The 13,834-nt window shown below is 69.4% G+C and carries 13 protein-coding genes and 1 pseudogene; 3 read left to right on the top strand and 11 right to left on the bottom strand.

The features are described from left to right. Nucleotides 1-30: 30 nt before the first annotated feature. The 3 genes from LUX31_RS37165 to LUX31_RS37175 form a co-directional block, all read right to left on the bottom strand. The gene (locus LUX31_RS37165) at nt 31-1,110 is read right to left on the bottom strand and encodes a PDR/VanB family oxidoreductase (RefSeq protein ID WP_235479698.1); all 1,080 of its coding nucleotides are present in this window, start codon (nt 1,108-1,110) and stop codon (nt 31-33) included. Continuing rightward, nucleotides 1,110-1,973, bottom strand: coding sequence for a metal-dependent hydrolase (locus LUX31_RS37170; protein WP_235479699.1), 864 nt, complete (start codon nt 1,971-1,973; stop codon nt 1,110-1,112). The genes LUX31_RS37165 and LUX31_RS37170 overlap by 1 nt, the downstream gene beginning before the upstream one ends. 159 nt (nt 1,974-2,132) lie before the next feature. Beyond that, on the bottom strand, nt 2,133-4,067 hold the full coding sequence (locus tag LUX31_RS37175) for a hypothetical protein (RefSeq protein ID WP_235479700.1): 1,935 nt from the start codon (nt 4,065-4,067) through the stop codon (nt 2,133-2,135). Nucleotides 4,068-4,254: 187 nt separating this feature from the next. Between LUX31_RS37175 and LUX31_RS37180 the strand changes: the two genes are divergently transcribed. Beyond that, the gene (locus LUX31_RS37180) at nt 4,255-4,710 is read left to right on the top strand and encodes a hypothetical protein (RefSeq protein WP_235479701.1); all 456 of its coding nucleotides are present in this window, start codon (nt 4,255-4,257) and stop codon (nt 4,708-4,710) included. Between the two features lie 110 nt (nt 4,711-4,820). Here LUX31_RS37180 and LUX31_RS37185 read toward each other — a convergent pair whose 3' ends face one another. The 6 genes and pseudogenes from LUX31_RS37185 to LUX31_RS37210 form a co-directional block, all read right to left on the bottom strand. After that, nucleotides 4,821-6,413: a DUF1996 domain-containing protein gene (locus tag LUX31_RS37185; protein WP_235479702.1), complete on the bottom strand. Its 1,593-nt coding sequence runs from the start codon at nt 6,411-6,413 to the stop codon at nt 4,821-4,823. 242 nt (nt 6,414-6,655) lie between these two features. Further along, nucleotides 6,656-6,837: pseudogene (locus LUX31_RS37190) on the bottom strand (DNA-binding response regulator); the annotation flags it as partial. Nucleotides 6,838-6,918: 81 nt separating this feature from the next. Beyond that, on the bottom strand, nt 6,919-7,524 hold the full coding sequence (locus LUX31_RS37195; protein WP_235479703.1) for a winged helix-turn-helix domain-containing protein: 606 nt from the start codon (nt 7,522-7,524) through the stop codon (nt 6,919-6,921). A gap of 298 nt (nt 7,525-7,822) precedes the next feature. Continuing rightward, nucleotides 7,823-8,851, bottom strand: coding sequence for a glutamine synthetase (glnII, locus tag LUX31_RS37200; RefSeq protein WP_235479704.1), 1,029 nt, complete (start codon nt 8,849-8,851; stop codon nt 7,823-7,825). 360 nt (nt 8,852-9,211) lie between these two features. Beyond that, the gene (locus tag LUX31_RS37205; RefSeq protein WP_235479705.1) at nt 9,212-9,868 is read right to left on the bottom strand and encodes a septal ring lytic transglycosylase RlpA family protein; all 657 of its coding nucleotides are present in this window, start codon (nt 9,866-9,868) and stop codon (nt 9,212-9,214) included. Between the two features lie 105 nt (nt 9,869-9,973). Then, nucleotides 9,974-10,345, bottom strand: coding sequence for an ArsC/Spx/MgsR family protein (locus LUX31_RS37210; protein WP_235479706.1), 372 nt, complete (start codon nt 10,343-10,345; stop codon nt 9,974-9,976). Nucleotides 10,346-10,474: 129 nt separating this feature from the next. Here LUX31_RS37210 and LUX31_RS37215 point away from each other — a divergent pair, with 129 nt between their 5' ends. Then, nucleotides 10,475-10,783 carry a hypothetical protein gene (locus tag LUX31_RS37215; protein ID WP_235479707.1) on the top strand — a complete coding sequence of 103 codons (309 nt, stop codon included), beginning with the start codon at nt 10,475-10,477 and terminating at the stop codon, nt 10,781-10,783. Nucleotides 10,784-10,953: 170 nt separating this feature from the next. Here LUX31_RS37215 and LUX31_RS37220 read toward each other — a convergent pair whose 3' ends face one another. Next, nucleotides 10,954-12,606, bottom strand: coding sequence for an alpha/beta fold hydrolase (locus LUX31_RS37220; protein ID WP_235479708.1), 1,653 nt, complete (start codon nt 12,604-12,606; stop codon nt 10,954-10,956). Nucleotides 12,607-12,862: 256 nt separating this feature from the next. On the opposite strand from LUX31_RS37220, the gene LUX31_RS37225 reads away from it, so the two are divergent. Further along, nucleotides 12,863-13,156 carry a hypothetical protein gene (locus tag LUX31_RS37225; protein ID WP_235479709.1) on the top strand — a complete coding sequence of 98 codons (294 nt, stop codon included), beginning with the start codon at nt 12,863-12,865 and terminating at the stop codon, nt 13,154-13,156. 43 nt (nt 13,157-13,199) lie between these two features. On the opposite strand, the gene pspAB is transcribed toward LUX31_RS37225, so the two are convergent. Further along, nucleotides 13,200-13,829: a PspA-associated protein PspAB gene (pspAB, locus tag LUX31_RS37230; RefSeq protein ID WP_235479710.1), complete on the bottom strand. Its 630-nt coding sequence runs from the start codon at nt 13,827-13,829 to the stop codon at nt 13,200-13,202. Nucleotides 13,830-13,834 lie beyond the last annotated feature (5 nt).

A 13,834-nucleotide genomic window follows, 5' to 3' on the forward strand; every position in this document is an offset into this window, starting at 1 on the left:
CCCTCAACGGACCGGTCCGACCCAGGGTGTTCACAAATCCAGCACAAGTGGACCACGTCGTGCACGCGACACGCAGATCAGCATCGAGTCCGCCCGCTCGGCATCGGTCAGCAGCTCGTCGCGATGGTCGACTTCCCCTGCCAGTACGCGTTGTCGGCACGTCCCGCAGAACCCCTGCTCGCACGAGTAGGCGGTGTCCGGCAACTCCTTCCGTACGGCGGCCAGCACGGTCGAGTCGGCGGCCACCGTCAACGTCCGCCCGCTGCACCGGAGTTCGACCTCGAAGGCCTGGTTGCCCGCAGCCGGCGTACGCGGAGCGAACCGCTCCAGCCGCAGCACGGCACCCTCGGGAATCCGCGCCTCGACCGCCGCCGTCAACCCCTCAGGTCCGCAGCAGTGAACGGCGGTGCCCTCGGGCAGCTCCGCCGCCACACCCGCGAACAGCGCGTCGAGATCGGGCAGCCCGTCCTCGTCCTCGGCGACGACGGTGACCCGCCCGGAGCCGCCACCCGAGCCCAGCTTCTCGATCTCGGCGAGGTAGGGCATCGAGGCCCGGCTCCGTCCCCCGTACAACAGCCGCCATTCCAGCCCGGGTTGGGCGTCGATGGCCCGGATCATCGGCAGGATCGCGGTGATGCCGATCCCCCCGGCCACGAAGACGTACGCCGGAGCCGGAGCGAGCGGGAAGCGGTTGCGCGGGCCGCGCACCTCGACGGTCATGCCTGCCCGCAGCCCCTCGTGCACCTCGCGCGAGCCCCCGCGCCCGTCCGGCACCAGCCGCGTGGCGACGGTGTACGCGGAGGTGTCCGCCGGGTCCCCGCACAACGAGTACTGCCGTACGAGCCCCGACGGCAGCACCAGATCGAGATGTGCGCCAGGCTCCCACCTCGGCAACTCCCGCCCTTCCAGCCGCAGTTGTACGACTCCCTCGGCAACCACCTCATGGGCGGCGACCGTCAGTCGCAGGGACCGGGAACGCGGTCGGCCGGAGACCGGCTCCGCCAGCGCGGGCAGCGGCCACAGCGGCGAACCCTCGATCCGGTGCCGTATGGCCCGCCGGGCGAGCAGAGCGGCCCCGGCGGTGAGCGCGAGAGCCAGTGGCCGGGACATCAGGCGGCGCCCTTGTCGGCGGCGACGGCGGCGGGGGAGGAGGCCAGATAAGCGACGGCCTGCTCGGTGGACCCCTCCTGGGAGGGGTGATAGTCACGGCGGAGATAACGCGGCACCGATCTCGCCATGGCCCAGGTCGACGGCAGCAGACCGCGCTTCCCGCGCACGTAGAAGCCCCGGAAGGTCGGCTTGCGGAGTCCTGGGGCCGGGTCGTTCGCCATGAAGAACCGCACCCCGCGCTGCCACAGGAAGAACATCGCCAGCACCCCGGTCACCCAGGTCCGGGCCCGCCGCCGATAACCCCCGTCGACATGCGTGAACAGATCGAAGGCGACCGACCGGTGCTCGACCTCCTCGGCGCCGTGCCAGCGCAGCAGATCCAGCATGGTCGGATCGGCGCCGCGCCGGTCCAGCTCCGACGCGTTGAGTATCCAGTCGCCGAGGAACGCGGTCTTGTGCTCGATGGCCGCGATGACGGCGACCCGCTCCATCAGCCACCACTCGCGGCCCCGGCGACCGGGCAACGGGCTCCGGTCCCCGAGCAGCTTCTCGAAGAGCCAGTCCACCTGCGCGGTGTAAGGCGTCGGATCGAGCCCCAACTCCCGCAGATGCGGGAGGACTTCGTCGTGGGCCTGGGAGTGCATGGCCTCCTGCCCGATGAACCCGACGACATCCGCCCGCAGCCGCTCGTCCCGTATGTAGGGCAGCACCTGCTTGTACACATGCACGAACCACCGCTCACCGGCGGGCAGCAGCAGATGCAGCACATTGATGGTGTGCGAGGTGAACGGATCCCCGGGCACCCAGTGCAACGGGGTCCCCTCCCAGGAGAAGGACACCTTGCGCGCCTTGATATTGGACATGGCGTCAATGTACTGACGGGTAGGGGGCGGGGAAACCCCCGTGCACGGACTTGCTGACAAGAGTGTCAGCTAGAGGGTGCTGCCCAATTCGCGGTGCACCGACGCGCCCCTTCAGGGGCGCGGGGAACTGCGCGACAAGCCCCCACCGGCCCGCACCCGCTAACGCAACCCCCCAATCCCCCGCCCATCCTTCAAAGTCCCCTTCAACCCAGCCTGAGCCCCCTGCTCAGTCCTGGCCGCCAGCAAGGCACCCCGCACAGTAGAGGCAACCCCACCCGTAGCCGTAATGGACGCCGTGTTCTCCGCGCCGGCGGCCAGCATGAACCACTCACCAGCCCCCGACTTCCACAACACCCCAGCCAGCACATTCGGATCCCGCGGCCCACAAGCGGAGCTGCTCTCCGACTTCGCAGCCACCGCCCCGTACTGCCCACCAGGCGTATGGAACTGCGCCAACACCCGAGCCCCACCACCCCGCCAGGTCTCAGCCCGGGTGCACACCCAGTCCGCAGCCCCGCTCCGATCGGGCAGCGGCTGCTCCGCGTACTGCCAGGCATTCACCGTGCGCACCCCCTGCGAGTGCGTCGCGGCGAGCGAGCAGGCGAAGGGCGACCACGTCGCCAGCGCAGCCGGCGCCGACGCCTCGCGCGGCGCACCCGGGCGCCCCACGGTCAGATGCGCCGGAACGAGTTCCGCGAGGTCGCTCAGCAGACGCGCACCCCCGGTGTCCGTCACCTGGAGCGTGTTCCAGGACTGACACGCGCCCTTCTGCGCGATCGGGCTGGCCAGCGGCCCGGTCACCCCGTCGGTCAGCCCCAGGTCGATCGGCGTCGCCGCCGGCTTGCGCAGGTCCCGCATCTCCGCCTTGAGCACCCAAGGAGCCGTCAGATAGCGGACGTTGCCGTCGGCCCGGTCCAGGACCACCGCGTCGGCCTCGGCGCCGCTCGCGCCGTCGACCCGGGCGAAGTCGAGGGCGGCGCCGGCCGTGCCGTCCTTCGGTTCGGCGTACCGGGCGATGCGCAGACCGTCGTACAGGATCACCACGCGAGCCGCGTCGACCGTGCCCGCGTACAGGAGTTGGGGCGGTCCCGCCGGGCCGCCGGACGGGGTGCCCGGGGTCGCCGAGACCTGGACCGTCTCGCCGGGACGGGCCCACACGGCGAGGGCGCGGCGCAGCAGGGCGCTGTCGCCGACGAGGTCACCGCGCGCGGGCCAGACGGAGAAGTCGGTGCGCGCGGAGGACTTCCACGCGGCGGCCGGTACGAGCGTCAACTGGGCGGGATCCAGGGCGGCTTCGGCGGCCGGGTTCTGCGCGTACGCGGGAGCGGCGGCGCCGTCCGGGGCCCAGCCGCCGCCGGGCAGGCCGAGCAGTGTGCCGCACACCGCGACGGCCGCCGCGGCGACGAGCGCCGCCTTGAGGTGCTGCCTGCGCCGCATCAGGTCGGTCGGGCGGGCGTGGAGCGAACAGGGGTCGAACTCGGCGGAGTCGAGCAGCGCGTACTGTGCCGGGACCTCGTCCGCCTCACGGAGTGCCTCGGTCGGCCGGTCCACCCCGGCGGCCTCCAAGGCGGTGCGTACGTCGCCGTCCGGGAGCTTCTCCAGGCCGCGCAGGACGTACGCGGCCCGGGCGGGCCCGGACAGGGCCGACAGCCGCTGGTCCAGGGCGAGTTCGTCAGCGCCGCCCGAACGGGGGAAGAGGCGCAGGCCCCACACCTGGGGCAGCAGCGGCGGCAGTTGCGACCGCTTCGGCAGCGTACGGCCCCGCCACGGCTGCCCCGCCGCGAGCGCCGTACGCAGCACCTGGAGCCGGACCAGCGCGTAACCGGCGTCGCCCGCACGGCCCTTGGACTGGGCCGGGATCGCGGTCGAGGAGGTGCGGCCCCTGGGCAGCGCGCGCTGGACGAGGGCGTGCGCCGTCAGGACGCGCCGGTTGCGGCCGAGGCTCGGCGGCAGCACCAGATAGGCCAGCCGGACGAGCCGCGGGTAGTGCTCGACGAGCGCGGCCTCGGCCTGCTCCACGTCGACGACGGGGCGGCCCTTGGCGTTGGTGCCGGTGGTGGGGTGGGGGTTCGAGGCGACATCCTGTGACTGCACGTTCAGCAGAACGAGCGAATCGGTGGATGGTCACCTGGCGCGCCGAAAGGGGGCCCGGGTGTGCGGTGGAGGTGAACCGATTGAGCGTTGGGCGCGTGGGAGCCGTATCGAAGAAGAGGCCCCTTGCCTGGGCCCTCTGCGGCATGGGCCGAACGGCTCGGCGTCGGAACGACCGGAGGAACGACAGATGAGGTTGACGCGACCGAAAAGTGCGGCGGTCGGAGCCGTGGCGGTGCTGGGGCTGGCGCTCACGGCCTGCGGGGGCGGTGACGAGCACGCGTCCGGGCACGATGCCACCGACGCGGTGCCGGTGGCCGCGACCGGCAGCCTCGAACACCTCGCGAGCGAGGCGGGCTGCAAGCCGAACATGCAGACGGACGCGGACACGATCCGCCAGGCCATCTGCAAGAACTCCGACGGCAAGTTCGTCCTCGCGACGTTCGCCACCGACCGCGGTCAGGCGGAATGGCTCAGCGGGGCGAAGGACTACGGCGGCTACTACCTCGTCGGCCGCAAGTGGGTCGCCGTCGGTCCGGAGAAGACGGTCGCGGCGCTGCAGGACTCGCTCGGCGGGGCCCTGGAGGAGGGATCCGCGCACATGAATCCCGGTGGCAGCCACAACAGCAGCGGTCACAGCAGCTGACCGGAAGGCATCGGGCCCGGCTCAGGAAGTCCGGGCGGGCCCGGGAAGGCAAGCGAAAAGCCGGCGGTGGGAAATCCCACCGCCGGCTTCTTGCTGCCTAGCTCAGTCGGTCACTGGCAGTTCTGACCGCTGTTGATGCACTGGACCATCTGGTTCATCGTGTTCTGGTCGAAGAAGTTGATGAAGTCGTTGTGGTCGGTGATCGGCTTGTGCAGCTGGTCCGGGAAGGAGTCCACCGCGAACGGCTTGACCACCTGCCCGTTGTTGATCTGCGGCGCCGCTACGTCGTAGACCAGACGGACCTGGAGCTGCGGGATGGCCTGGAAGCCGTTGGAGCAGCTGCCGTCCTGCTCGACGAAGTCGACGTGCGTCCGGTGGTTGGCGCTGTCGATGTTCTGCCCGTCCCAGCAGCTCTGGAAGAAGGACGTCCGCACCACGGAGCTGCCCTCGGGGCAGATCGGGTACTTGTCCGTCAGCTGACGGTCCTCGAAGCCGGTGCAGGACCAGTTCGTGTTGGCGTTGGCGAGACCGTTCACGAAGGACTTGGCGTCACCGGTGATGATGCGCAGGGCCGTCGGCATGGCGACGACATCGCTCTGCTTGTTGCCGACGAACTTCAGCTCGGCCTGGCTGGCCTGGATGATCGTGCCGACGTTGCCGTCCTGGCCACCACCGGGAGCGTTGGCGTCGATGTCGTTCTGACCGTCCTGCACACGTAGTACCGGCCAGAAGTACGACGACTTGTCACCCTGGTTCTGGCAGGTCGTGTTGCCGTTGGCCAGGTCCTCGTCGCTCGCGAAAGCGTTGTTGGCCTGGTTGCCGACGTAGTCGTGCTGGTGCTGGGCGCCGTTGCTGACACCCGGGGCGACGATCACGTTGTCCGAGTTGCGGTTCTCGTTCTCGTTGGTGCCACAGGCAGTGCTGAACGTGCCCGTCGAACCCGAGTCACCGTTCGCCGCGAGACCGTTGCCGTTCACACCCTGCGGGCCGCCGTTCGGCTGAACCTGAGTGATGTCCTGGAAGTCGGCGGCTACCGGGCCGTTGCCGGCCTGACCGGCATCGCCGCCCTGGTCCTGACCGGCGTCGCCGCCCTGGTCCTGACCGGCGTCGCCGCCCTGGTCCTGACCACCGTTGTTCTGGTCCTGACCACCGTTGTTCTGGTTGCCGCCGTTGTTGTTCTGGTTACCACCGTTGTTCTGGTTGCCGTTCCCGTTGCCGTCGACGACCTCCGGCTGCTCGGCCGGCACACCCGTGCACCCGGCGAGCTGGTCGGCCTGGCCGACCTGACCGCCCGCGTTCCGGATGTTTGTGTTGATCCGGTTGATCGTGGCAGCGCGCTTGGACTTCAGCGGGCTGAGAATGGCGTTGTTGACGTAGCTGGCGTCCCCCGCCTGAGCCTGACGCGTGTCAGCGAGACGCTTGTACGCGTCCGTGACCTGCTGGTCGAGCTTCGACAGCTCCAGGGCAACGGCCTTGCGGGCCTTGCGCGGCACCTTGGTGAGCTTCTGGCCGACATCCGGGCAGTCGATCGTCGCGACCTGCGCGGCGGCGGCCTTCGTCTGGCTCTGGGCGCCGGTCTCCTCGTTTGCCGAGGCGTAGAAATTCGCCCAGACCAGTCCACCACCACCGATCGCGAGGGCCGCGGATGCGGCCACGGCGCGAACGGCCAATGGTGAGCGTCGTTTACGTGTGTTGCGTCCCATGGAACTCCTCTGACTTCCTTGCGGGGCTATCGAGGCGCCCGACAGGAGTGAAGCGGCGCCATCAGATACGCGGGGCGTCCCAGGAGTGTTCAGCCGCCTCAGAAATTGGTGAGAGTTTCGCGGGACAATTCGACCCCAACTTCACCTGCAATACCGGGAGTTGCGGATCTCTTACAACAAGTGCCCGACCAGGGGGCGGATATCGTCGAACGGGGACGGACATCGTCGACTTTCGTGCGCTTTCAACGCCCCTGGTCCAGATAGGCGAGTACCGCCAGGACATGGCGATTGTCGCTGTCCGGCACTTGAAGTCCGATCAAGTCCGAGTTCGGCGAAAATGATTGGACGTGTGCTCGCCGATCGCCCGCTCCATGACGACAGGATGCCCCGCGATCACCGCGTTCGAACGTCCCCGAGCCATGAGTTACGGGCCTGCGGGGTCACTGACGCGAACACCCGTACCGGGGGGTGGTGCGAGGCACACCCCTGGGTACGGGTGACAGGGTCAACGCGCGGTCGGGGGCGTGTACTTGTACCCGACGCGCCGAACCGTCTGGATCGCCTGCCGGTGCTCCGTACCGAGCTTCCGGCGCAGCCGCGCGATGTGGACGTCGACGGTACGGCCGTCACCCACATGCCCGTAGCCCCACACCGTGGTCACCAACTGGTCGCGGGTGTGCACCCGGTTCGGGTGCGCGACGAGATGGGCGAGCAGCTCGAACTCCAGATACGTGAGATCCAGCGGCTGCCCGTCGACCTCGGCGGTGCGCTCCACGTTGTCCACGCGTACGAGGGGCCGCCCGCCGTCGGTACCCGGCTGCTCCGGGGAGAGGGCCGGCTCGGGGTCCGGGAGCGCGAACGGCAGTACGGGAGGCTGCTGGTCGGCCGGTACGAGGACCAGGTAGCCGATCATCGGCGGCTGGCCCGGCAGTGTGGGCAGCGTGTGCGGGGGAGCCGGCAGCCAGGTGGCGCCCGGCGGCAGGAAGTCCGTGACGTCGACCACCTCGTCCCGGTCGACGGCACGCAGTCGGTGCCGTGCGGAGCCGTTGGGGGACGCGGGGGCCGGGGAGAGGGGAGAGACGGGGGAGAGGGAACGAGTGGTGGTCGCCATGAGAGGTCAGCTCTTTCGCGCGAGGAGGTCGTCTGGACTGACGTACGTCGACTGCGCGCTGGCCGAAGGCCGGGAGGTGCGGCGTTAGAGGGCCGGCGCGTTCATCGCGCGACAACACACCCGGTCGAAGTCATGGTGCTGACGGGAAGGCCAGAAGGGCTCGAGGTCGTGACGACCTGTCGCGAGGTACTTCTGGAAGCCGGTCATGGTCCCTATTGAAGCAGAGAGGAGGGGAAGCAGAGAAGGGGTGTCCACCGTGTGGTGGACACCCCTTCTCACTGTCTGGTCAAACCGGGGATCAGACCTGACCGGCCTTCTCCAGGGCCTCGCAGCAGGTGTCGACGATCAGCCGCGTCACGACGTACGGGTCGACGTTGGCGTTCGGGCGGCGGTCCTCGATGTAGCCCTTGCCGTCCTTCTCGACCTGCCACGGGATACGGACCGAGGCACCACGGTTGGAGACACCGTACGAGTACTCGTTCCACGGGGCGGTCTCGTGCAGGCCCGTCAGGCGGTCGTCGATGCCGGCGCCGTAGTTCTTGACGTGGTCGAGCGGCTTCGAGCCCTCACCGAGGGACTCGCACGCGGTGATGATCGCGTCGTAGCCCTCGCGCATCGCCTTGGTGGAGAAGTTGGTGTGCGCACCGGCGCCGTTCCAGTCGCCCTTCACCGGCTTCGGGTCCAGCGTCGCGGAGACGCCGAAGTCCTCGGCGGTGCGGTAGAGCAGCCAGCGGGCGATCCACAGGTGGTCGGAGACCTCCAGCGGGGAGACCGGGCCGACCTGGAACTCCCACTGACCGGGCATGACCTCGGCGTTGATGCCGGAGATGGCGAGACCGGCCTTGAGGCAGTTCTCCAGGTGGGCCTCGACGATCTCGCGACCGAAGATCTCGTCGGCGCCGACACCGCAGTAGTAGCCACCCTGGGGGGCCGGGAAGCCGCCCTCGGGGAAGCCCAGCGGACGGGAGCCGTCGAAGAAGGTGTACTCCTGCTCGATGCCGAAGATCGGCTCCTGAGCGGCGTACTTCGTGGCCACCTCGGCGAGCGCGGCACGCGTGTTGGACGAGTGCGGCGTCATGTCGATGTCGAGGACCTCGCACATGACGAGGATGTCGTCACCGCCACGGATCGGGTCCGGGAAGGAGGCGACAGGCTTGAGCACGCGGTCCGAGGAGTGCCCCTCGGCCTGGTTCGTGGAAGACCCGTCGAAGCCCCAGATCGGCAGCTCGGCGCCCTTGGCGTCGTCGGCCAGGATCTTGGTCTTGGAGCGGAGCTTGGCCGTCGGCTCGGTGCCGTCGATCCAAATGTACTCAGCCTTGAAGGTCACGGGACCATCCTTCGGGTGGGTCTAGGCGCACTTGCGGGTGCTGCGGCGCTGCGGCACTGGGGCGCCGCTTCCTGTTACCCGCGAGCCTGTCAACAGGCGATTTCCCGATCATTGCTCGAATGTGAACCCCGTGTTACCTGGTGTTCTTGTGGCGCGTTTCACGTGCGGAGGACGACAGGGAGGGGCGGGGGAGGGGCGGAGGAGAACCGAGGGCCCCTGAGGGGAAGCGGCGCCGGACACTCGTATGCGAAGGGGTTGAGAAGGACCCCGACGGACGACGCACCCGCACACGGAAGGGCCCTGCCACCCCTGGCCGAGAGTGACAGGACCCATTTCCGAGCAGATGCCGACGCTGGAACCTCACCCCACCTTCTCGATCAGCGTCCGGCGGATCAGGAACTTGCCGGGCTCGCGGACCTGCTCGAAGGCCGCGTTGTTGAGGAGGGCGCAGCTGCCGGAGACCGAGGTGACCTGCACCGTCGTGGACTTGTTGTTGTCCAGGTTGGTGACGCGCAACGTGGTCCCGGCGGGGAACTGGTTGCTGGACGCGGCGGGCGCACCGCCCTCCCCGGAGAGGGTGACGGTGGACCCGGTGCAGACCTGCTGCCCGCTGGCGGGTGCGGCGGGGGCGGCCGGCGCCGCGGGCGAGGCGGTCTGAGCCGGAGACGGGTCCTGGGTGACAGGCTGCGCGGCGGGCGGCGTGACCTGGGAGTCCTGAGCCGACTCCCCAACCACACACCCGGACGCTTCCTGCTGAACCTTGATCTGCGCGATGACCGCTTCACGGTTGGCGATCCGGGCGGCCGACTGGGCGTCAGGACTGGCCTTCTGCCCCGCGATGAAGCTCTGGTTGTTGCCGAGGGCGGTGGCGAGCCCCTGGCAGACGGTCGAATCGGCGGCGGTCTGCGCCGCGTTGGAGGTGGCCGCCATGGCGAAGGCACCACCGCCAGCCACCGCCACGGCACTGACCAGCAGCGCGAGCTTCTTCTTCGTACCGACGGTTCTCCTACGCGACATGCGCGCCTCCTGAAGAGATAGGGGAGCGGACGCCGCTATGTACGAGATACCGAACGGTGTTACTCAGCGGTTACGGAAGCCACCGAAGTAACGTACGTCACACGGTTACACGGTCGGCCGCCGGGACAAGGCATCCCGCACGGCCTCGTCAGTTCGCGCGACAACGGCACTGCCGTCGTCGGCGGTGATGATGGGCCGCTGGATGAGCCGGGGATGCGAGACGAGCGCGGCTACCCACCGCCCCCGGTCCCCCTCTGTCCGCCCCCACTCCCGCACCCCCAACTCCTTGGCGACGGCTTCCTGGGTCCGGGTGATGTCCCAGGGTTCGAGCCCGAGCCGTTCGAGTACGTCGAGAATCTCGCCCTCGCTGGGCAGCTCCTCCAGATACCGCCGGACGGTGTATTCGGCACCCTCGGCGTCGAGCAGCGACAGCGCTCCGCGGCACTTGGAACAGGCCGGGTTGATCCAGATTTCCATGGGGCCCACGGTACGCGAGAGGCCTTGTGGCCAGGGCCTTTTGTCAGTGCCAGGCAGTAGAATGGGATGAGTGTTCGAGGGTGTCGCCGGGGGTTCCGGTGCCACCCTGACCGCGACAGGAGGATGCCTGTGCCCGCTGCCGCTCTCAAGCCGTCGCCCACCCAGTCCACCGCCAGGAGGGGGGTCCCGCTCGAACTGCCGTACGCCCCCGTGGAGAAGCGCCCGCTGCCGCCGGGCCGCCCCCGCGAGTGGTACGTCACCCACAACCGCCGCCTCAAGGCGATGCGGTTGGCGATCGCCCTGCTCGACTCGGGCGTCTACATGCCGAACCAGGCCCGCAACGAAACAATCCGCAGCGCCGCGAACCTGGTCGGCATCCACCCCCCGTCGGACACGACATGCCACATGGTCCGAGCACTGATGCGTTACTCCCGCTGAACGAGAGGCCGGACGGGCTGGATCTTTCAGCCCGCCCGGCACCTCCAGCCCGTCCGGCGTTTGAGGACGAGGCCGTTCAGGCCGAAAGGGGGGTCTGGGGGCGCAGCCCCCAGGAACGGGATGGGACGGGTAGGGGCGGCGGGGGCGAAAGAAACCAGCCCACCCACCCCTCACGCATACCGCTCCAACAACCCACCCACATACTCCCGCAACCGCCCCCCAAGCACCCCAGCGGTCAAATCCCCCCGCCCCAACTCCCTCCAAGGCCCGGCCAGTTTCCCCGCATCGGCCGCATACCCCAACGCATCCAGCAACCGCCAGTACAAGTGCTCCCGCCCATCCGCCAGCCGCCGCCCACCCAACGCCGCATACCGCTCCCCGAACCCCAACCCGTACTCCACCCCGTACAACAGCGCGACCGCCGTCGAACAGTGCGCGACATCGAGATCCGCAGGCCCCCACGAGGTCTCGACCCAGTCCACGACCCCACTGACCCGCAACTCGTCCCCCTCCCCCTCCCCCTCGAAGAGCACATTCCCGGGATGAAAGTCCCGGTGCAGAAAGCACCCCTCGTACGCGGGAGCCGCCCGCCGGATCACCTCCACGGCCCGCTCCCACAGCGCTCCGCCGGGGGTACGCACCCGCTCCGGAGACGTCCAGGCCTGGTAGTCACGCGGCAGCTTCTCGGGTACGACCTCATGGATCCGTACGAGTTGACCCGCGAGCAGCTCCAGCCGCCGCTCCAGGTCCTCCCCCGAGGCGTCGACCTGTACCCGCCCCGGCAGCAACGACATCAACAGCGAGGGATGGTCGCAGTGTTCGGCATCGGCGTCGACCGCGATCAGCCGAGGCGCGGGCACACCCTCCCGCGCCGCCAGCAGCGTCAGTACGTCCGCCTCCCGGGCCAGCAGCCCCGGCCCGTGATGCCGGAAGAACGGCTTCACGAACGACCGCAGCACCACACCACCACCGTCGTCCAGGGTGAGCTGCCGCATCTGGGAGCTCCAACCGCCGTACAGCGTCCGCGAGTCACGCACGGCAGCCCCCTCCGGCAGCTGCTTGGCCACCCAGGCCCGCGTCGCCGTCCACCCCCGGTCGCCAAGACCGGTGAGCACCGCGTCCACGAACTCCCGCCGGTCGTCGGCGTGATCGCGGAACCGGAGCCCCAAGAAGTGGTCGGCGTCGGGGAGTTCGAGGCGAGTGAACTGCGCCCGGGCCGCCAGCGACTCCGTCACCGCATCGGTCACCTCGGCCGGAATGACATGATCGGCGCCCGGGACGACCAGCACCGCCCGCCCGTCGTACGCCCGCAGCACCTCCAGCGCGGGCGCCCCGCGCCAACTCCCCGGCGTCCGGATCAACTCGCTGAAGCGGCCGTCCCCGTCACCGAACGGCACGTCCCACGCCTCGCCCCCGTACACGGCGGGCGCGCACAACCCGAGCGCGGCGACCCGCTCCCCGTAGTGCCCCGCGAGATCCGCCACCGTCTGCCCACTCATGCTGAACCCCACCAGCACGAGCGGACTGTCCACCGGAACCCGCGCCCCGATGACCCCGACGGCCTGCTCGAACCGCCGCCGCAGGCTCAACTCGCCGAGCGCGCCCGTACTTTCACCGTGCCCGGAGAAGTCGAAGGCGAGCCCCTGGCAGCCACGCGCGACGAACTCGGCGAGCAGCGGCAGCAGCCGCTCCTTGCTTCCGTTGCCGGCGCCGTGCAGCAGAACGACGGTCGCCGCACCCGGATCCCCGCCCGGGTCACCCCCGTACACCCCGCTGAGTAGTTCACCGTCGAAGTCGCACGAGAAGGGAAGCAGCTCACTCATGAGCCCATTCACTCATGAGCCATTCACTCACGCCGTGCGCGGAGAAATGCAGATGCGCCGACGCCTCCTCCGTCCCTACGCTGGACAGGCGTAGCGAAGCCGTAGACACCGCTTCTCGTCGGACAGGCGTCACTCACGGGACTCGGGGCTACTCTCTACGCACCGACGGAGGGACGCCCACCCCCAGCGCCCCGTCGGAGCACACCGTCACGCACATCACCGCTCAACCACCCACGCCACCACAAGGAGTCCCGTCATGGGCACCTTGGTCATTTCCGCGACCGTCGTTCTGATCATCATGGGCTTCGACAACAGCATCCTGTGGCTCGGCGCCGCAGGTCTGCTCTACGTCTACTTCCGCTACGGCCGTACGGGGAGCGGCACAGCGGCCTCCTCGTCCGGATCCGGGGGCGGCGCCCCGGCCACGGGCTCCTCGCCCGCCAGCTACCGCGCCTACCGTCAGCGCAGGGACCAGCAGGCCAAGTGGGAGCGCCGCTACCGTCGCGAGCGCCCCCTGGAGTCCCGCCGCCAGGACCGCAAGGGCAAGTAGGACCAGTAGGGCAAGTAGAAGGTCGTGTCCCCGGTCTGTCACCTCACAGACCGGGGGCACCCCAAACCGGGAACCACCGGCTCAGGTCCTCCTCGATCCGCAGATCCCCGGAGAGCGCGGCCCGCACCTGCAACTCCAGGGAACTGTCCCGCCGTTGACCGTGACCGTGACCGTCACCGCCGGTCAACGGAGAGAAGGGATAGAAGGTCCCGCGCTTGTAGAGATAGACAAGCCCAAGCCGCGCCCCACCCTCATCGACACCCCCACTCCCCGCACCCTCCACCCGCTCGAACCCGACCACGGAACACAACAACTGCGGCCCGAACCCACTGGCCTCCAACGCACTGTTGACCGCGTGCAGATCCCCCACGAGCGCGGGCAGATCCTCGGGCCCACGCCAGGACACCAGCCACGAGTACCCGTACTCGTCCCGGACCAGCTCGACCGGCGGCCCGGTCCGCTCCGTGTCCGCGTCGAGCAGCTCCTGGACCTCCTTGCGTACGTCTTCGAAGGCCGCGCCCTCCACGGTGGCGAAGCACACCGACCCGCGGCCCGTGGGCGTGAAGCCGGCCGCGGCCTGGAGGGTCACCGCGGCCGAGGGCAGCCCGAACAGCCGGTCGAGATCGGGCAGGACGGGCTTGGTACGCCCGAGCAGAATGTCCAGCAGCCCCATAAGGC

Source organism: Streptomyces sp. GQFP (assembly GCF_021545335.1).
In the GTDB taxonomy this organism is placed as follows: domain Bacteria; phylum Actinomycetota; class Actinomycetes; order Streptomycetales; family Streptomycetaceae; genus Streptomyces.

Bases quoted from the DNA above. Each gene is read 5' to 3' on its own strand.
- LUX31_RS37205 (WP_235479705.1), bottom strand. From the start codon at position 9,868: ATGTCGCGTAGGAGAACCGTCGGTACGAAGAAGAAGCTCGCGCTGCTG.
- LUX31_RS37210 (WP_235479706.1), bottom strand. From the start codon at position 10,345: ATGGAAATCTGGATCAACCCGGCCTGTTCCAAGTGCCGCGGAGCGCTG.
- LUX31_RS37195 (WP_235479703.1), bottom strand. From the start codon at position 7,524: ATGGCGACCACCACTCGTTCCCTCTCCCCCGTCTCTCCCCTCTCCCCG.
- LUX31_RS37225 (WP_235479709.1), top strand. From the start codon at position 12,863: ATGGGCACCTTGGTCATTTCCGCGACCGTCGTTCTGATCATCATGGGC.
- LUX31_RS37185 (WP_235479702.1), bottom strand. From the start codon at position 6,413: ATGGGACGCAACACACGTAAACGACGCTCACCATTGGCCGTTCGCGCC.
- pspAB (WP_235479710.1), bottom strand. From the start codon at position 13,829: ATGGGGCTGCTGGACATTCTGCTCGGGCGTACCAAGCCCGTCCTGCCC.
- LUX31_RS37165 (WP_235479698.1), bottom strand. From the start codon at position 1,110: ATGTCCCGGCCACTGGCTCTCGCGCTCACCGCCGGGGCCGCTCTGCTC.
- LUX31_RS37180 (WP_235479701.1), top strand. From the start codon at position 4,255: ATGAGGTTGACGCGACCGAAAAGTGCGGCGGTCGGAGCCGTGGCGGTG.
- LUX31_RS37220 (WP_235479708.1), bottom strand. From the start codon at position 12,606: ATGAGTGAGCTGCTTCCCTTCTCGTGCGACTTCGACGGTGAACTACTC.
- LUX31_RS37170 (WP_235479699.1), bottom strand. From the start codon at position 1,973: ATGTCCAATATCAAGGCGCGCAAGGTGTCCTTCTCCTGGGAGGGGACC.